Raw genomic sequence first — 18,132 nt, forward strand, 5'->3', positions numbered from 1 at the left:
AAGACAGCCATGTTCAAGCTTAAAGCGTTTGCGATCGCCGTCGGCATCGCGATTGCTTCAACCATCCCCGCCAAGGCCGACAAGCTTCAGGACATCCTGTCCGCTGGCGAAATCCGCGTTGGCGTGCTGCTCGATGTCGCCCCCTGGGGCTTCAAGGACGAAAACGGCGACCCCGCCGGGCTCGACGTCGATGTTGCCAATCTCCTGGCGGACGATCTCGGCGTTGACCTAAAGCTCGTTCAGGTGACCGGCCCCAACCGCATTCCGAGCCTGCTCGCCGACAAGGTCGACGTTCTCGTGGCGGCGCTCGGTGCCACGCCGGAACGCGCCCAGCAGGTTGCCTTCTCGCAGCCCTATGCCGCCGTCCAGCTTGGTGTCTACGGCCCGGCCGATATGGAAAAGGCCGAAACGCCCGACCAGCTCGCCGGCCAGAGCATCGCCGTTGCCAAGGGCACGACGCTCGATCTGTGGCTGAGCGATAATGCGCCGGACGCCAATCTCATCCGCTTCGAAGACGTTCCCTCGGTGCTCTCCGCCTATATGGCCGGTCAGGCAAGCTCGTTTGCCGAAAACAGCGCCATCGTCGCCGAAGCGGCCAAGAACAATCCGGACGTAGAGATGGACCTCAAGTTCCTCATCCGCCAGTCGCCGGCGCATATCGGCATCCGTCATGGCGAGCCGGACTTGCTGCGCTGGCTGGACACCTTCCTTTTCTCCAATCGCATGAACGGCAAGCTGCCGGAGCTGCAGGAGAAGTGGTTCAACGTGAAGCAGGATAACCTGCCTCACATCTGATCGAAAAAAGAGAGTAGACGGAAAGACATGACCATCACGCGTTACGAAAGCGGTCCGCGCATGAGCCAGGCCGTTGCGGCCAACGGCTTCGTCCATGTCGCCGGCCAGGTGGCCGACAACCGCAAGGCTTCCATCGAGCAACAGACGGAGGAAGTCCTTGCAAAAATCCTGGCCCTCGTCGAGGGCGCTGGATCAGACAAGTCGAAGATCGTGGCGGTCAATGTGTTCCTGCCGCACATCATCGATTTCGACGCGATGAACAGCGTTTACGACAAATGGATCGACCCTGCCAATCCGCCTGCGCGCGCCTGTGTCGAGGCCCGCCTGGCAGATCCCGATCTGCGTGTGGAGATGACGGCGGTCGCGGCTCTCTGAGCCCTTGAGAACAGGGCGGGGCCAGTTGCGGTCCCGTCCGATAACATTCGGAAAAACTCACGTGCACACCGGTATTCTGACGGATCTCGACCTCGATGCCGACGGTCGCTCCTCGACCTATCTCAGCATTCCTTATTCCATCGACCGCTCGCCTTATTTTCAGGTCAAGATTCCAATCTACCGCTTCAAAAATGGCGACGGCCCGCGGCTCCTATTGATGGCCGGAAACCATGGTGACGAGTATGAAGGTGTCTTCGCACTCGGCCATCTCCTGCATACGCTCGACCCCGAACGCATCCACGGCACCGTCACCGTCCTGCCGATGAGCAACGTTCTCGCCGTCATGGCCGGGCGCCGCCGATCTCCCCTCGACAACGGCAATCTGAACCGTGCTTTCCCCGGCAACCCGACCGGCACGCCAACGGAGCGTCTGGCGTACTATCTTGAACACCAGCTGTTTCCTCAGCATGACGTGGTTTTCGACATCCATTCCGGCGGCACGTCGATGGAGCATCTGACCACGGCGCTGATCGAACGGCAGCCGACGCCGGAAATGATGGCAAAGGCGCGCGATCTCTTGGAGCATCTCGGCCAAGACTACGCTTTTGTCGCGCAAAATGGCTACGATTCCCCGACCTCAATGGGTGCTGTCGCCCGCGCCGGCGCGATCGGTGTCAGCGGCGAATTTGGTGGTGGCGCCACCGTCACGCCAAAGACCATGCAGAACACCAAGCGCGCGATCGACAATCTGCTTCTGCGGCTTGGCATCACCGAAACCCCGCTGATCAGCGAGGCTAGGGCGCCGTCGGCGACGACCGTGCTGGCACTGGAAAGCCATGAACAGGCGATTTACGCCACGCGCCGCGGCTGGTTCGAGCCGGTCGTCATCCTCGGGCAATCCGTCGAAGCCCGCGATGTCGCTGGCTATTATCACGACCTGGAGCGCCTTGATCGCGCCCCGGAAATCCTGCGGTTCCGCCGTGGCGGGATCGTCATCTCGCGACGCTTGCACGCCGATTGCCAGGCTGGCGATTGCCTTGTGCAGGCGGCTGCCGAAATCGAAGGCTAGGTGCATGCTGACGGGCCGGAACAGGAAGCGATGAGCGACGCGACATTCGACGATGTCTTGAGGATCGCTTCCCCCGAGGCAGACAGCCAGGCCGAACACGGGCCGGTCCGCATCGAGGAGGTGGCGCGCCTCGCCCAGGTCTCTCCGATTACGGTGTCGCGTGCTCTGCGTCGGCCGCAGATGGTGTCTGCAGTGCGCCGCGAACGCATCATGAAGGCGGTGGAGGAGACCGGATATTCCTCCAATCCCCACGCCAAGGCGCTGAAGAGTGGCCGGTCCGACATCGTCGCCGCCTTTGTCTCCAATATCCTGAGCGAGCAATTCAGCCTCGCCATCGAAGGCCTGTCCGACGTCTTGGAGGCGGCCGGTTTTCAGGTCGCGCTCGGCCGCACCTCCTACTCTTACGGACGAGAGACGACGTTGATCCGTTCGCTCACAGCGATCCGCCCGGCTGCCGTCTTCATCACCGGCGTGATGGAGCTGGAATCAAACCGCACCTTCCTCCGCAACATGGGCATTCCCATCGTCGAGAGTTGGGCGTTGGCACGCGATCCGATCGATATGCTGGTCGGGTTCTCCAACGCCGATGGTGCGCGCATGGTGGCGGAGCACTTCGCCGCCAAAGGCTATCGTAAGGTCGCCTTCATTGGCCGGAGCGGCGGGCGTGGCATGCTCCGTCTCAACAGCTTCACGAAAAGCTGTGAGCAGCTCGGCCTTAAGCTTTGTCGACGCATCAGCCGCGACACGGTTTCCGGCATTCCCGAAGGGCGTCAGGCCATGCAGGATCTGATCGGCGAAGGCTCCGACGTCGATGCCGTCTTCTGCGCCAGCGATCTCCTCGCGATCGGCGCCCTGCTCGAGGCCCGCGGGAGAGGTCTGGACGTCCCTGGTGACATCGCCATTGCCGGTTTCGGCGATTCGACGTTGGCGGAAGAAATCATGCCCGGCCTGACGACCATCGCCGCGGATACGCGGAAGCTCGGCGCGGTGGCCGGGCAGATGCTTCTCGACCGGCTGCAGGAAACGCAGCCGGAGGAAACGCAGGCAGGACATGCGATCCGGAATATCCCGCTGCGTCTGATCGAGCGCGGGTCGACGTGAGGCGCAGGGGCGCGTGAAGCTGCGTCAGGGATGTTGGTGGAGGTTCGATCCTTCGACGCCGGTGACGATGAGGTCGATGTCGTCCGACGGGTGTGGTCTTCCCAGATATTTCGGGCCTGACGATTGGTAACCCACGATTCTGATCATATTGCCGCCGGCGTCATTCGAGAAGTCGATGGAGCCGCCATTGTTGCTCTCCTGCTGGAGAGAAATCATGTTATTGCTGACATTCTCTCCACGCGTATGGTCACCGAGCTGAATGCCGACGCTGCTCGGCAACGTTCCCGGATCGTTGTTCATCGCGGATCCGCATATGTAGTTCGACGGGCCTCTGATAAGAATGAGAGGGCCGGGTGAAAATCTGTTGTAATAGGCATTGTCACAAGCAAACTGGTTTATGGATGCGCCCGTGCCCACCAGGACGGGTGGTCCGAAACTTCCTTCGAAATTGGATGAGGTGAACGTCGACCCCCATCCTTCGACATGCAGCGCGTTGCGGACCCTGTTTGTTGCCGTCGACGTATGCCAAGCGTGAAATCCCTTGGCGCGGACGTTGGTATGTCTGCCGAGATACATTCCGGCATAGGTGTCGTGGGCGCCCTGTCCGGCATCGACGATGATGACATTGTCGAAGTTGGAATCGTGCGGGCCGTTATTGAATATGCCGGTAGCGTTCACGGTATCTACGAGAAGGTTGTTCACGTACGATTCCATCGGGCCGCGCGTGGCATTACCTCCTTCTGTGTGCCAGCCATTGCGCCCGCACTCAGTCAATTCGACTTGATCAACTGTAAATCGATATCCGTAGGTGCCGAGGCAATCGACATGGCTGTGCGACAGGTTTCCTTTGATCGTGATGTCTTTCAACGCCCAATCAAAGATCCCGGCTGAAGCCTTTGTTTTGAAGAGTGAATAAGCATTCGACGGGCCGTAAACGATGGCGTCGGCCGAATGGCACGAGCTGCCGTCCAATATTGTGACGTTTCGGCCAGCGCCCGTTATGTGGATTTTCGATGTGAGGATCAGGCCGCAGACCGGATAGGTGCCCGGTGGTATGTAAAGTGTGCCGCCGCCCTTTGACGAGAGGGCCTCGATGGCATTCTGCGCCGCGGACGTGTTCTGCGCCTGGGTGCCGCCGGTTGATGCGCCGAAGTCCGTCAGGGTCACAAACTGACCGGCGTTTGCTGCCTGTGCCCGGCTGGTCGGCGCTCCCGTTCCGATCTGTGCGGGTGAGGACGTGTCGAAAGGAATGACGTCGGCGGCTCTCGCGGCGGACATAAAGCCTGTGCAAACAAGGAGAATTGTACCGAGATATCTGCGGATGTTGCGCATTTTGATCCGTCCATGGCGAGCTCGCCATCCCGATCGGGGGAGGGCGTCATCTCCGAGGTGAGCGTTCCCCGAGTTTTCTAGGAGCTGACCGGCTTTGCTGTCAGCGGCCGCAAATCGGCGGAAGACGTCACGGTCTTCAGGAATGGCGGCGGCGCCCATCTCGCTTTTGCCGCGCCTCGCTTTCGTTTCGCGAATTGCGCTAGTCTTCTATCCCCGCCTTCGAGCATGGCAAACTCGCATGAACATCACGCTGAAGCAGGTGCGCTATTTCATAGCCGTCGCCAGCAGCCAGTCGGTGTCGCTTGCGGCGCGCGATCTGCATATCTCACAATCGGCCATCACCGTCGCATTGAAGCAGCTGGAGCAGGAAGTGGGGGCGGCGCTCTTCCTGCGCACCCCGCGGGGCATGGTGCTGACCCAGGAGGGTCACCAATTCCTGCGCCACTCGGAGCGCATCATGGCGGTCGTGGCCGATGCCGGGCGCGCGCTCAAGGTTCGCGAGCCAACCGGCGGCGGAACCTTGACGATCGGCGTGACGGCGCTCGTCGCAGGCTATTATCTCGCCGACCTTCTGGCGCGCTATCAGCGCGTTTATCCGGAGGTCGACGTCAAGGTCGTGGAAGACCAGCAGCGCTTCCTCGAGCATCTCTTGATCGGCGGCGAAATCGATGTCGGCCTTCTCATCTCCTCGGCGCTTGCAAATCGGGACGCTCTTGCCAGCGACACCTTGCTGCGGTCGCCCTATCTTGTCTGGCTGCCGGCCAATCATCGGCTGTTGGCGCTCGACGAGCCGTCGCTCAGCGATCTCGCGGACCAGCCGCTGGTGCAGCTCACCACCGACGACATGCACGCGATCACGCAGCGGCATTGGCGCGAGGCCGGCATCAAGCCGCGGACCGTCCTGCGAACGAGTTCGGTGGAGGCGATCCGCTCGCTCGTCGGAACCGGCATCGGCCTCGCAGTTCTCCCCGACATGACCTACCGCCCGTGGTCGCTCGAGGGCGATCGCGTCGAGGTTCGCCCCTTGAAAGAGGTTTTTCCGACGATCGATATCGGCCTCACCTGGCGGAAGGGAAGCCTTCTCCCGGAGCCGGCGCGGGCCTTCATCGAGCTTGCCCGTGAGCAGGCGAAGCTGCGCGCCCGCCAGTCGCGGCCGGGCCGATAAGACCTCGGTCGCACTGCCTGAAAAATAAGCGCGATGCGCATATCGACAGGCCGTTCGATTTTTTTCATAGGCGCGCTTAGTTTTTCATATTTCTCACCGCGAAAGATTTCCGATTAGCTTCCTCTCGCCGATTGCGGCGCGGCTCAAAGAGGGGAGAGCAACGTCATGCGCGAGAAGAGAATCCGCCGGGTGGTGGCAGCAACCACCGCACTTGTTCTGGCCGCAGGTCCGGCCCTTGCCGAACCACTTCAAAAGCTCGGTGAGGCAGAGGGCGAGGTCGATATCGTCGCCTGGCCGGGCTACATTGAGCGTGGCGAAAGCGATGCCGCCTATGACTGGGTGACCGCCTTCGAGAAGGAGACGGGCTGCAAGGTCAACCTGAAGACTGCCGGCACCTCCGATGAAATGGTGGCGCTGATGAACGAGGGCGGCTTCGACCTCGTCACCGCCTCGGGCGATGCCTCGCTTCGCCTGATCGCCGGTGGGCGCGTCCAGGAGATCAACACCGCACTCATTCCCTCCTGGGACAGCCTCGACGATCGGCTGAAGGACGCACCCTGGCACACCGTCGACGGCAAGCATTACGGGGTGCCCTATCAATGGGGTCCGAACGTGCTCGCCTACAACACGGATGTCTTCAAGGATTCACCGCCCGATTCCTGGAATGTCGTCTTCGATGAGCAGGACCTGCCGGACGGCAAAACCAACAAGGGGCGCGTCCAGGCATTCGACGGGCCGATCTATATCGCCGATGCCGCGCTCTATCTGATGAGCGCCAAGCCCGACCTCGGCATCAAGGACCCGTACGAGCTCAACGAGGACCAGTACAAGGCGGCGCTCGAGCTTCTGCGCGAGCAGCGCAAGCTGGTGAACCGCTACTGGCACGACGCCTTCGTGCAAATCGACGATTTCACCAATGAAGGCGTGGCCGCGTCCAGTTCCTGGCCGTTCCAGGTCAACCTCTTGAAGTCGGAGAACCAGCCGATCGAGAGTGTCATCCCGAAAGAGGGGGCGACCGGCTGGGCCGATACGACGATGATGCATTCGGAGGCCGCGCATCCGACCTGCGCCTATAAGTGGATGGAGCATTCCATCGATAAGAAGGTGCAGGGGGACGTCTCCGCCTGGTTCGGCGCCAACCCTTCCGTTCCCGCGGCCTGTGAGGGCAACGAGCTCCTCGGCGACGAAGGCTGCGAGACGAACGGTTTCGGCAAGTTCGACGAGATCCATTTCTGGCGGACTCCCAGGGCCGAATGCGACAGCCAGGAGAGCTGCGTTCCCTATTATCGTTGGGTCTCCGATTACATTGCCGTTCTCGGCGGCCGTTGAACGACCCGCATCGCCGGCGCGCCGCTCCGCCCATTGAGGCGGCGCGCCAGTCGTCCTCCGTCATTTCGCGCCAGGGATAGAAGATGCAAGCCGAGGTGCGCTTCGATCACGTGACCTGCATGTTCGGCTCCGTGATAGCCGTCGACGACGTGACCTTCGACATTGCCGAGGGAGAGTTCTTCACTCTTCTGGGGCCGTCCGGCTCCGGCAAGACGACCTGCCTCAGGATGGTCGCCGGCTTTCAATATCCGACGTCGGGTCACGTTTACATTCATGGGAAGGACGACACCCGGTTGCCGCCGTTCGAGCGCGACGTCAACACGGTGTTTCAGGACTATGCCCTGTTCCCGCATATGAGCGTCTCCGACAACGTCGCCTATGGGCTGATGGTGCGTGGCGTCGGCAAGAAAGTGCGGCGCAAACAGGCGGAAGAGATGCTCGAACTCGTCCGCCTCGGAGGCTACGGGCACCGCCGTCCGATCGAACTTTCAGGCGGCCAGCGCCAGCGTGTGGCGCTCGCCCGCGCCCTCATCAACCGTCCGCGTGTTCTGCTTCTCGATGAGCCTCTCGGTGCGCTTGACCAGAAACTGCGCGAAGAGATGCAGGTGGAATTGAAGGAGCTGCAGCGCGAGGTCGGCATCACCTTCGTCTTCGTCACGCACGACCAGACGGAGGCGCTGTCGATGTCGGATCGTCTCGCCGTCTTCAACAAGGGCCGCGTGGAGCAGATCGGAACTCCGCAGGAGGTCTATGACCGACCGCTGACCCGCTTCGTCGCCTCGTTTGTCGGTGCGTCCAACATCGTCGAAGGGCGTCTCGCCGAGCGGCTTTTCGGCAGTTCTGAGCCAGTTTCGATCCGTCCGGAAAAGATCGTTCTGTCGCGCGACGGGGAGGGCGTTCCCGCCACCATTCGAGAGGTCAACTTCATCGGAGCCGCTACGCGCTACCGCATCGCCGTCGAAGGTGTGGAGGAGGCCGCGCTTCTCGTCACCTCGCCCAATGTTCTCACCGGAGACAACGCCTTTGCTGTCGGCACGCCAGTCCGCCTCGCCTGGGCGGAGGGCACGACGCAGGCGCTGAAATGACCGGCCCGTCCGTCTCTCCGGCTGAGACGCTGACGCCACCGTCCGGTGATGCCGGCGGGTCCGCTCCTGGGATCGGCCGTCGCATCTCACGCTGGTTCTACGGCCGCCCGGGCGTCTTTCTTCTGCTTCTCCTGCTGCCGCCGCTTCTCTGGCTCGGTATCGTCTATGTCGGCTCGCTGTTTGCTCTTCTGCTGAACTCTTTCTTCGCCGTCGACCCGTTCACCGGGATGGTGAAATACGAGCTGACCCTGGCGACCTGGAAGCAGCTCTTCACCCTCGCCAATCTCGACATCATCATGCGCACGGTGACGATGGCCGCCTGCGTGACGATTGGCGCGGCGATCATCGGCTTTCCGCTGGCGCATTACATGGCGCGCTATGCCGGCCCCCGCATCAAGGGGCTTCTCTATCTCGCGGTGATGCTGCCGCTGTGGTCGAGCTATCTCGTCCGCCTCTATGCCTGGAAGCTGATCCTCGCCAAGGAAGGCATCATCAGCTGGATCGCGGCCCATACCGGCCTGAGCTGGCTTCTTGACGCTCTCCTGGCGCTGCCGGTCATCGGCGGTCCGAGCCTCTCCGTCAGCTATATCGGCATGTTCCTGGTGTTTCTCTACATCTGGCTGCCGTTCATGATCCTGCCGATCGAGGCGGCGCTCGAACGTGTGCCGCGCACGGTGACGGATGCCTCGGCCGATCTCGGGGCGCACCCCGGGATGACCTTTCGCAAGGTGGTTCTGCCGCTCGCCTTCCCGGGCGTCGTTGCAGGCTCGATCTTCACCTTCTCGCTGACGCTTGGCGATTACATCATCCCGGGCGTCGTCGGCTCGTCGCGGCTTTTCATCGGCCAGGCGGTCTATCTGCATCAGGGAACGGCCGGCAACCTGCCTCTGGCGGCGGCTTTCTCCACCGTGCCGATCGTCATCATGGCGGCCTATCTGATGATCGCCAAACGTCTGGGGGCTTTCAATGCGCTCTAGACATCGTGCCAGCGCAAGGCCGCGGGCAAGCCTCCTGTTGAAGCTCGGGACTGTCTTCTGCGTCCTGTTCCTGCATGTGCCGATGGCCTTTATCATCCTCTACGCCTTCACGACGGAGGACAAATCCTATGTCTTTCCGCCGCCGGGCCTGACGCTCAAATGGTTTGCCGTCGCCTGGGAACGGCAGGATGTGTGGGATGCGCTGACGCTGTCCGTCCAGGTCGCGCTGACCGCGACGGCGATGGCGCTCATTCTGGGGACGCTCGCGGCAGCCGCGGTCAGTCGGGCCCGTTTCTTCGGCCGCGAGGCGGTGAGCCTTCTCGTCATTTTGCCGATTGCTCTGCCGGGTGTCGTCACCGGTATCGCCTTGCGCTCCGCTTTCGGTCTCGCCGACATACCCTTCTCGTTCTGGACGATCGTTGTCGGCCACGCGACCTTCTGCGTCGTCGTTGTCTACAACAACGCCGTCGCCCGCCTGCGGCGCACCTCAGGCAGCCTCATCGAAGTGTCGATGGACCTTGGTGCCAACGGTTTTCAGACGTTCCGCTATGTCGTTCTGCCGAACCTCGCGACGGCGCTTCTTGCTGGTGGCATGCTCGCCTTCGCGCTGTCCTTCGACGAGGTCATCGTCACCACCTTCACCGCCGGCCAACAAACGACCCTGCCGATCTGGATGCTGTCGGAGCTCGTGCGGCCGCGTCAGCGCCCCGTCACCAATGTCGTCGCCGTTTTCGTCATTGCCGTCACTTTCATTCCGATCCTGACCGCGTATTGGGCGACGCGCTCAAGCGCCTTTGCGGAAGGGGGAGGCAAGTGAGTTTGCATTCCAAGGGAGGAGTGAGACCATGAAGTTACCGTCGAGACTGCCTGCGAAGCTCCTCATTGGGGGTGAGTTCGTTGCCGGCGCGGGCGCCGATGAGACGATCCTCAACCCAGCCACCGGCGAGGCGATCTGTGTCATCCCGGAAGCTTCCGCCGAACAGGTCGATGCTGCGGTCGCCGCGGCCGAAGAAGCCTTCCCGGCCTGGTCGCGTACGACGCCGGCCGAGCGTTCGGCTCTCCTTTTGGAATTGGCGAACCGGATCGAGAAGGAGGCAGAGGCGATCGCGAGCCTTGAAAGCCTCAATTGCGGCAAGCCCTATGCCTCGGCGCTTGCTGACGAAGTGCCGGCGATCGTCGATTGCTTCCGCTTTTTTGCCGGTGCGGCACGCTGCCTGCCGGGCATGGCAGCCGGCGAATACCTGCCGGGCTACACCAGCATGATCCGCCGCGACCCTGTCGGCGTCGTGGGCTCAATCGCGCCCTGGAACTATCCTCTGATGATGGCGGCCTGGAAGCTCGCCCCGGCGCTCGCGGCCGGTAACACCGCTGTTTTGAAGCCATCGGAGCAGACGCCTCTGACGACGTTGTTCCTTGCCGAGCTCGTCGCCGACCTCTTCCCGAAAGGTGTCCTCAACATTGTCACCGGACGGGGAGAGACGGTGGGTGCGCCGCTCGTCGAACATCCGCGGGTGCGGATGGTGTCTTTGACGGGCGATGTGGCAACCGGCCAGAAGGTGCTGCAGGCGGCAAGCCGGGCCATGAAGCGCACACATCTGGAGCTCGGCGGCAAGGCGCCGGTCATCGTCTTCGACGATGCCGATCTCGAAGCAGTGATCGAAGGCATACGAACCTTCGGCTATTTCAACGCCGGCCAGGATTGCACGGCGGCATGCCGCGTCTACGCCGGTGCGAAGATCCATGACCGGCTCGTGGCCGATCTCGCCGATGCGGTTTCGACCCTCAAATTCGGCGCTCCGGAAGATGAGGGCGTCGAAATCGGCCCGCTGATTTCCGAAAGGCAGCGTTCGCGTGTGGCGAGTTTCGTCGAAAGAGCATTGTCGCACGGGCATATGGAGGCGGTCACCGGCGGCAGCGCAGCCGAAGGGCCGGGGTTCTTCTACAGGCCGACGGTGATCGCCGGCGCCTTGCAGACGGACGAGATCGTGCAGCGCGAGGTCTTTGGTCCGGTCGTTTCCGTGACGCGTTTCTCGGAGGTCGATGAGGCGGTCGCCTGGGCCAACGACAGCGAATACGGTCTGGCATCCTCCGTCTGGACGAAGGATGTCGGCCGCGCCATGGCGGCGGCTGCGCAGCTTCAATATGGCTGCACCTGGATCAACACGCATTTCATGCTGTGTAATGAAATGCCCCATGGCGGCATGAAGAGCTCCGGCTACGGCAAGGATATGAGCCTTTATGCGCTCGAAGATTACACGGTCGTCCGCCACGTCATGGCGAAGTGGTAGGTATCTCCGATAAGTACAGGGCCGGTGTCGCTTGAAGCGGCGCCCGTCCTCACGCCGGGACAAATTTACCTCCGCGCAACGCGCTGCCCAATGAGGTGGCCGGCGTTTCCATGCACGTCATCGTCGCGCCAGCTCACGGGAGAGACCGGCGACATACAGCTTGCTGGTCCGGATCTAGACCTCTGCTTCGATATGGGCGGCGGCACCGTCGTACGTTACGTTTCGATCGTCGAGCCCCTGGAGGTCTGATCCATGAATCTCGCGGACTGGCTTCTTCGCATGGCGCGAAGGATGCCCGAGGCACCGGCGCTTATGCGTGGCGATGACCTCGTCGCAACCTACGAAGAATTTGCCGTGCGGGCCGCACGGCTCGGGCGTGCGCTCAAAGAGGTGCACGGCGTTTCGCCCGGAGACCGGGTCGCGATCTTCATGGCCAATTCGACCGAGTATCTGGAGATCATGTATGGGATCTGGTGGGCCGGCGCGGTCGCCGTGCCGATCAACCACAAGCTCCATCCGCGCGAGGCGGCCTACATCGTCAAAGATTCGGGAGCGGGTCTCGTTTTCATTTCTGAGGGAGACGAGGTGCTGGCGCAGCGACTCGATGAGGGCGTGCGTCTGATCACGGCGCCGGGCGAGGCGTACCAGGAGCTTCTTGCCGCCGAACCGCTTGCCGCGCCACATGCGATGTCGTCGGATGCGCTCGCCTGGCTTTTCTACACCTCCGGCACGACCGGCAATCCGAAAGGCGTCATGCTCTCGGTCGCCAATCTACAGGCGATGAGCTTTGCCTATTTTGTCGATGTCGACGAGGTGCACACCGAGAATGCCGCGCTCTATGCCGCGCCGATGTCGCATGGGGCGGGGCTCTACAACTTCATGCATGTTCTTCGAGGTTCCCGCCATGTCGTTCCAAAATCGGGCGGATTCGACGTAGCTGAAATCGTGTCGCTCGCCGGTTCTCTCGGCAGTCTGTCGTTCTTCGCTGCGCCGACCATGGTCCGCCGCCTTGTGAAGCATGCGAAAGCGACCGGCTACGACGGGGAGGGAATTCGCACCATCGTCTACGGTGGTGGCCCGATGTATGTGGCGGATATCGAGGAAGCCGTTTCCCTCTTCGGACCGCGCTTCGTTCAGATCTACGGTCAGGGCGAAAGCCCGATGACGATCACGGCGCTCTCTCGTGAGCTCGTCGCAGATAGAAGCCATCCGCGCTGGCGCGAAAGGCTCGGCTCCGTCGGCACGGCGCAGTCATGCGTCGATGTGCGGGTGGCGGACGGCGATGGTCATACGCTCGCCCCGGGCGAGAGCGGTGAGATTCTGGTGCGCGGTCCGAGCGTCATGGCCGGCTATTGGCGAAACGAGAAGGCGAGTGCCGAATCTCTGCGCCACGGCTGGCTCTGGACCGGTGATATCGGCGCCATGGACGAGGATGGCTTCCTGACGCTGATGGATCGCTCCAAGGACGTCATCATCTCGGGCGGCACCAACATCTATCCGCGCGAGGTGGAGGAGGTCCTCTTGCGCCATCCCGCCGTTCAGGAGGTGTCTGTCGTCGGCCGGCCGAGCCCCGAATGGGGTGAGGACGTCGTCGCCTTCGTCGTCGCGCCGGAGAACACGCCGAATGTCGAAGAACTCGATGCGCTCTGCCGCGAGGAGATCGCCCGCTTCAAGCGCCCGAAGGACTATGTCTTTCTGGATGAGCTTCCGAAGAACAATTACGGCAAGGTGCTCAAAATCGAGCTTCGCCGGCTGCTCAGCCAAGCATAAGCGAATCGGACGGGGCCGCGAACGCGGTGCGTTTGGCTCCACATGACCGAAGTCCGACGTATGCGTGTCTGAAAGATCGCGGGCGTGGCGCGCCGACTTGTTTGTGCCTGCGCAACCGGGACGGAATGTGGCGCGCATCCGGCTTGACACTTCGACACCATCCAGCCTTTATCGCTGTCGATGGTTTCCAGCGAAACGAAGACTTCGCTGGATGAAAAGGGAATACGGTGCGGTGTAGCCAGTAGGCGCCAAATCCGTGACTGCCCCCGCAATTGTGAGCGGAGAGCGACCCCGAACGATGCCACTGGGCGTATGACGGACACCGTCTGGCGCCTGGGAAGGCTCGGGGAAGCAGAGACCCGCAAGTCAAGAGACCTGCCATCATCATGCAACCAGACCCGGCGGGGATGTCGGGGGAAGGATCGAGATGACATTCCTGTCGTCGACGACAATGCGCGAGTCTCTTTTCGGGCAATCCATTCCGCCTGCCCCCGCGGTTCTCTCTCGGAACCAGGATAGCAGACACAATGCACCGAAACGTCGCGATCGGCCTCGCAGCACTGGCCAGTCTTTCGCTCATTGATGCCGCGCATGCGAACGAAACCAACTACCCGCTGAGCATCGACAATTGCGGACAAACGATCACCTTCGAGGCAGCGCCTGAACGCGATGTCACGGTCGGCCAGTCTGCGACTGAGATTCTCTATTCTCTCGGCCTTGGCGATAAGGTCGTCGGGACCTCTGTTTGGTTCAGCGATGTGCTGCCTGAATTTGCCGAGCTCAACAGCTCGGTTGAAAGGCTTGCAGACAACGATCCGAGCTTCGAAAGCGTCGTCGCCAAGAAGCCCGGCCTCGTCTCGGTCTCTTACGAATGGCATATCGGGCCGCAGGGCATCGTCGGAACCCGCGAGCAATTCCACGATGTCGGCATCCCGACTTACATTCTTCAGACCGACTGCGTGAAAGACAATTCCACCGGCGTCGATGGGACCCGGCTGGAGATGTACAGCACCGACGCCCTCTATCGTGCGATCCGTGAGCTTGCCGAGATCCACGACGTGAAGGAGGCCGGCGAGGCGCTTGTCGCCGATCTTTCGAGGCGCGAGGCAGCTGCGGTGGAGAAGGCGAAAGAGGCCAATGCGGGTGACGTATCGGCCGTCTTCTGGTTTTCCTCCGCCGAAATGGACGTCGATCCCTATGTCGCCGGGCGCAAAGGCGTTCCCGGCTGGATGATGGAGAAGCTCGGCGTCCGCAACGTCGTGGAAAGCGACGAAGAATGGCCGATTGTCGGCTGGGAAACCATCGCCAAGGCCAATCCGGACATCATCGTCGTCGCTGAGATGACGCGCCGCCGCTTTCCTGCCGACGATGTCGAAAAGAAGCTGGAATTTCTGAAGACGGATCCGGTCGCCAAAGAGATGGACGCCGTCAAGTCGGGGCGGATTGTCATCATGGATGCCCATTCCATGGATCCCTCCATCCGCAACATCTCAGCGCTCGAGGTGCTTGCCGATGAACTTCCCAAGCTGAAATAGCAGAGCCCGATTATGGCCACTTACCGACCCGGCCGCTGGCCGGGTCTTCTGACGTCGATCTCGTCCAAACTCGCAATTCTGGCCGCAGCTCTGATCCTCGGGGCTGCGATCGGAGAGACGCGCATCCCACCGGAGACGGTCGGTCAGGTGCTTGCGATGAAGATGTTCGGGGGGAGCTATCCTGTCGATCCGATCGATCAGGGGATTATCTGGAATTATCGCTTCAGCCGGGCAATCGTGGCGGCCTCCTGTGGTGCTGGCCTCGCCGTGTCTGGGCTGGTGCTCCAGACCCTGCTGCGCAATGTGCTCGCCGATCCTTATATCCTGGGTATCTCGGCAGGCGCGTCGACAGGAGCTGTGGCTGTCACAATCGCCGGGATCGGCGGCGGCCTCGTGTCTCTTTCGGCCGGCGCTTTCGTCGGCGCCCTCGTGGCGTTTGCTCTCGTCATCGCCCTGGCGCGGGCCGCGGGGGGATTTGCGGCAACGTCGACCGGTCAGGTCATCCTTGCGGGTGTTGCCGGAGCCCAGCTTTTCAATGCGCTCACCTCACTCATCATCGCGCATTCGGCGAACGCCGAACAGGCGCGCGGCATCATCTTCTGGCTGCTCGGCAACCTGTCGGGCGTGCGCTGGCCAGATGTGTGGCTCGCCGCCCCCGTCGCGATCCTCGTGCTCGTGATCATCGTCGTGCATGCGCGGGCGCTCGACGCGTTCGCCTTCGGATCGGATGCGGCTGCCTCCCTCGGCATCAATGTCTTGAAGACGCAGGCGATCCTGATCGGGGCTGCCGCCTTGGTAACTGCCGTTATGGTCAGCATCGTCGGCGCAATCGGTTTTGTCGGACTTGTCGTCCCGCATGCAGCAAGGCTTCTGGTCGGTCCGCGTCACGGCCGGCTCATTCCGATGACAGCAATCACGGGTGCGGTTTTTCTGATCTTTGCCGACATCGTGTCGCGAATCATCATTCCCGGACAGGTTCTGCCGATCGGCGTTGTGACGGCTCTCGTCGGCGCGCCCGCCTTCGCGTTGATCCTGGTGCGCGGTCGCGGAGGGGCGCGATGACGCTTGCAGCGCATGCTCTCGGTTGGTCCGCCGGCCGTACACCCATCGTGGCGGACGTCGATCTCAAGATTGAGCCCGGCGAGCTCTTCGGTCTTGTCGGACCGAACGGCTCCGGCAAGTCGACGTTGTTGCTGCTGCTTTCGGGATTGCGGCGACCTTCGTGCGGCCGGGTAACGGTCGGCGACGTCGATATCCAAAAAATCAAACGCTGCGAGGTCGCTCGGCGGATCGCCATCGTCGCCCAACAACTCGACACCTCCGACCGGCTCAGCGTCCGCGAGACGGTCGAGCTCGGGCGCACGCCATGGCTGGGACCGCTCACGCCCTTTGGAGCCGCCGATGAGGAGATCGTGGAAAAGGCTCTCGCCGAGACCGGCATTTCGCATCTCGCCGAGCGCCGATGGCAGACGCTCTCAGGCGGTGAACGCCAACGCGCGCATATCGCCCGCGCTCTGGCCCAAAAAGCCGAGATCCTGATCCTGGATGAGCCCACGAACCATCTCGATATTCACCACCAGCTTTCGATCCTCGCGCTTGTTCGCCGTCTGTCGATCACCGTCGTCGTCGCTCTGCACGATCTCAATCAGGCGATGGTCTGCGACCGGCTGGGGTTGATGTCCCACGGGCGGCTGGAGGCGGTCGGAGCCCCGAAAGAGATCCTGACGGCGGCTCGGATCGAACGGGTTTTCGACGTCTGCTCGCGCTCAATCGGCGACCCGGCAAACGGCGAACCCATCCTGCGCTTTGTACTATCAGAAGAAAAGAAGCCTGTAGGAGATTGATTATGAGGGAGTTTCTGGCTTTGGCGTTTGTTCTGGCGAGCGGCATCGCGCATGCTGAGACCTTCGAGGTGCAGATGCTGAACCGGGGAGAGAAGGGCTCGATGGTCTATGACCCGGATTTCTTGCGCGTCGCGCCGGGCGACACGATCCGCTTCGTCGCGACGACGCCGGGCCATAACGCTCGGACTATCGCCGGAATGGCGCCCGAAGGTGCGGAGGAAATCAAGACTCCTCTCGGCGAAACGGCGGATGTGGTTGCCGAAACGCCTGGCATTTATGGCCTCAAATGCAGCCCTCACTATGCCATGGGCATGGTGATGATGGTTGCGGTCGGAGAAGAGGCCGACCCGGGGGCGTTTGAGCTTCCAGAGGGCTTGCCCTCGCGGGCTCGCAAAAGGTTGGAAGAGATCATCGCCGAGAATAGCAAGTGAGGCTGATCGCGGCCACGCGTGTCCGCGGAGGAACAAGGTTTCCGCGGGCTCGCCACTTTTTGATGGTGAAGCATTGCCGATCCGGGCGCAGGGATCGTTGTCCAACCCTCGGGCGTTTTCTCCGATTGCGGCGGCCAGAGATTGTTCATTATGCCTGCGAGCCTCGTTACGCTCAGTTTCTTCCGCTACCCGCGCAGGCAGGCGTGGGGGGCTTTTCTGCGCATGGGATTTCCGGGGGTGATCGACGGCCCGACACAGCGTTCCGGCCAATTGCGCTTGTTGGGTTGCGGAAGCGGCAGCGGCTTTTCAATTCTCCCGGACTTCACGCGCTACTGTCTCATGGGCGTTCCAGAGCGGCAGGAGGATTTGGCGGGGCTGCGCCACACCAAGCTTTACCGTAGCGTCGCTGGCCCGAGCATCGAACAGCTTCATTTTACCGTCCGTCCTGCGAGCGGACATGGCAGTTGGGACGGAGAGACGCTCTTCGATTATTCAGGACACGAGGTCGGGGAAGATCCGTTTGCGGTTCTGACCCTGGCGAGCGTCGCGCCGAAGCGTGTCCGATCCTTCTGGCGACAGGTTCCGCAGGTCGACCGTTCGCTCAGTCAGGCGGAGGGGTGCCTATGGCACGCCGGTTTCGGCTCCCATCCCTTGTTGCAGCTCGCGACCTTCAGCATATGGGAAAATATGGATGCCATGCGTGCCTTCGCCTATCGCGAAGGTCAGCATCCGAAGGCGATCAAGAAAGCGCGCGGCGAAGATTGGCTGCCGGAATCGCTTTTCGCCCGTTTCGAGATCGAGGCGATCGAAGGTGACGTGGATCGATATCCGGGGCTTGCGACGCTTGCCTCTTCAGATCGGATCCGGCAGCCCCAATCGCTCCCCATCGCATCCTAGGCGTCGCCTCTGGGAAGCGTCGCCTCTGACAGGCGTTGCCGCGGCCATGCCTTTGCAAGTGGTTGCGCTGGCCCATCTATCGTCTCGAAGCAATTGGCTCCGCTTCGCTCAACTTTGCGACGGAGCCCAGCACAGGAGC

General features: G+C 62.0%; 17 protein-coding genes and 1 riboswitch. Of the genes, 16 read left to right on the forward strand and 1 reads right to left on the reverse strand.

Going from position 1 to position 18,132, the window contains the following annotated elements; all coding sequences use genetic code 11:
- Positions 1 to 9: 9 nt before the first annotated feature.
- The 4 genes from J2R99_RS14250 to J2R99_RS14265 all read left to right on the forward strand — a co-directional run bounded on the left by J2R99_RS14250 (position 10) and on the right by J2R99_RS14265 (position 3,340).
- The gene (locus tag J2R99_RS14250) at positions 10 to 795 is read left to right on the forward strand and encodes a transporter substrate-binding domain-containing protein (protein ID WP_128294230.1); all 786 of its coding nucleotides are present in this window, start codon (positions 10 to 12) and stop codon (positions 793 to 795) included.
- Between the two features lie 27 nt (positions 796 to 822).
- Positions 823 to 1,170 carry a RidA family protein gene (locus J2R99_RS14255; protein ID WP_234628209.1) on the forward strand — a complete coding sequence of 116 codons (348 nt, stop codon included), beginning with the start codon at positions 823 to 825 and terminating at the stop codon, positions 1,168 to 1,170.
- A gap of 61 nt (positions 1,171 to 1,231) precedes the next feature.
- Positions 1,232 to 2,239: a succinylglutamate desuccinylase/aspartoacylase family protein gene (locus J2R99_RS14260; RefSeq protein WP_307155079.1), complete on the forward strand. Its 1,008-nt coding sequence runs from the start codon at positions 1,232 to 1,234 to the stop codon at positions 2,237 to 2,239.
- Between the two features lie 30 nt (positions 2,240 to 2,269).
- A complete protein-coding gene (locus tag J2R99_RS14265; protein ID WP_307155080.1) occupies positions 2,270 to 3,340 on the forward strand; it encodes a LacI family DNA-binding transcriptional regulator in 1,071 nt (356 codons plus the stop codon).
- A 24-nt stretch (positions 3,341 to 3,364) separates the two neighbouring features.
- Here J2R99_RS14265 and J2R99_RS14270 read toward each other — a convergent pair whose 3' ends face one another.
- Positions 3,365 to 4,672 carry a glycosyl hydrolase family 28-related protein gene (locus J2R99_RS14270; protein WP_307155081.1) on the reverse strand — a complete coding sequence of 436 codons (1,308 nt, stop codon included), beginning with the start codon at positions 4,670 to 4,672 and terminating at the stop codon, positions 3,365 to 3,367.
- Between the two features lie 238 nt (positions 4,673 to 4,910).
- On the opposite strand from J2R99_RS14270, the gene J2R99_RS14275 reads away from it, so the two are divergent.
- From J2R99_RS14275 to J2R99_RS14330, 12 genes are all read left to right on the forward strand, one after another.
- The gene (locus J2R99_RS14275; protein ID WP_307155082.1) at positions 4,911 to 5,837 is read left to right on the forward strand and encodes a LysR family transcriptional regulator; all 927 of its coding nucleotides are present in this window, start codon (positions 4,911 to 4,913) and stop codon (positions 5,835 to 5,837) included.
- A 180-nt stretch (positions 5,838 to 6,017) separates the two neighbouring features.
- Positions 6,018 to 7,166 carry an ABC transporter substrate-binding protein gene (locus J2R99_RS14280; RefSeq protein WP_307155724.1) on the forward strand — a complete coding sequence of 383 codons (1,149 nt, stop codon included), beginning with the start codon at positions 6,018 to 6,020 and terminating at the stop codon, positions 7,164 to 7,166.
- A gap of 83 nt (positions 7,167 to 7,249) precedes the next feature.
- Entirely contained in the window at positions 7,250 to 8,251 is a 1,002-nt protein-coding gene (locus J2R99_RS14285; RefSeq protein WP_307155083.1) for an ABC transporter ATP-binding protein, read from the forward strand.
- Positions 8,248 to 9,228, forward strand: coding sequence for an ABC transporter permease (locus J2R99_RS14290; protein WP_307155084.1), 981 nt, complete (start codon positions 8,248 to 8,250; stop codon positions 9,226 to 9,228). The genes J2R99_RS14285 and J2R99_RS14290 overlap by 4 nt, the downstream gene beginning before the upstream one ends.
- Positions 9,218 to 10,045, forward strand: a complete 828-nt coding sequence (locus J2R99_RS14295) for an ABC transporter permease (protein WP_307155085.1) — start codon at positions 9,218 to 9,220, stop codon at positions 10,043 to 10,045. The genes J2R99_RS14290 and J2R99_RS14295 overlap by 11 nt, the downstream gene beginning before the upstream one ends.
- Before the next feature lie 46 nt (positions 10,046 to 10,091).
- Complete coding sequence (locus tag J2R99_RS14300; RefSeq protein WP_307155725.1) at positions 10,092 to 11,516, forward strand: gamma-aminobutyraldehyde dehydrogenase; 1,425 nt, start codon at positions 10,092 to 10,094, stop codon at positions 11,514 to 11,516.
- A gap of 252 nt (positions 11,517 to 11,768) precedes the next feature.
- Positions 11,769 to 13,286 (forward strand): class I adenylate-forming enzyme family protein, encoded by a 1,518-nt coding sequence (locus J2R99_RS14305; RefSeq protein ID WP_307155086.1) that lies wholly within the window; start codon positions 11,769 to 11,771, stop codon positions 13,284 to 13,286.
- Positions 13,287 to 13,450: 164 nt separating this feature from the next.
- Positions 13,451 to 13,683, forward strand: a riboswitch (cobalamin riboswitch).
- Between the two features lie 130 nt (positions 13,684 to 13,813).
- Positions 13,814 to 14,821, forward strand: a complete 1,008-nt coding sequence (locus J2R99_RS14310) for an ABC transporter substrate-binding protein (protein WP_307155087.1) — start codon at positions 13,814 to 13,816, stop codon at positions 14,819 to 14,821.
- Positions 14,822 to 14,833: 12 nt separating this feature from the next.
- Positions 14,834 to 15,883, forward strand: coding sequence for a FecCD family ABC transporter permease (locus tag J2R99_RS14315; protein WP_307155088.1), 1,050 nt, complete (start codon positions 14,834 to 14,836; stop codon positions 15,881 to 15,883).
- Positions 15,880 to 16,665 carry an ABC transporter ATP-binding protein gene (locus J2R99_RS14320; protein WP_307155089.1) on the forward strand — a complete coding sequence of 262 codons (786 nt, stop codon included), beginning with the start codon at positions 15,880 to 15,882 and terminating at the stop codon, positions 16,663 to 16,665. The genes J2R99_RS14315 and J2R99_RS14320 overlap by 4 nt, the downstream gene beginning before the upstream one ends.
- Positions 16,666 to 16,667: 2 nt before the next feature.
- A complete protein-coding gene (locus J2R99_RS14325; protein ID WP_307155090.1) occupies positions 16,668 to 17,096 on the forward strand; it encodes a pseudoazurin in 429 nt (142 codons plus the stop codon).
- A gap of 150 nt (positions 17,097 to 17,246) precedes the next feature.
- Positions 17,247 to 17,993, forward strand: coding sequence for a hypothetical protein (locus J2R99_RS14330; RefSeq protein WP_307155091.1), 747 nt, complete (start codon positions 17,247 to 17,249; stop codon positions 17,991 to 17,993).
- Positions 17,994 to 18,132: the final 139 nt, after the last annotated feature.

It is taken from the genome of Rhodopseudomonas julia (assembly GCF_030813515.1).
Lineage (GTDB): Bacteria > Pseudomonadota > Alphaproteobacteria > Rhizobiales > Afifellaceae > Afifella > Afifella julia.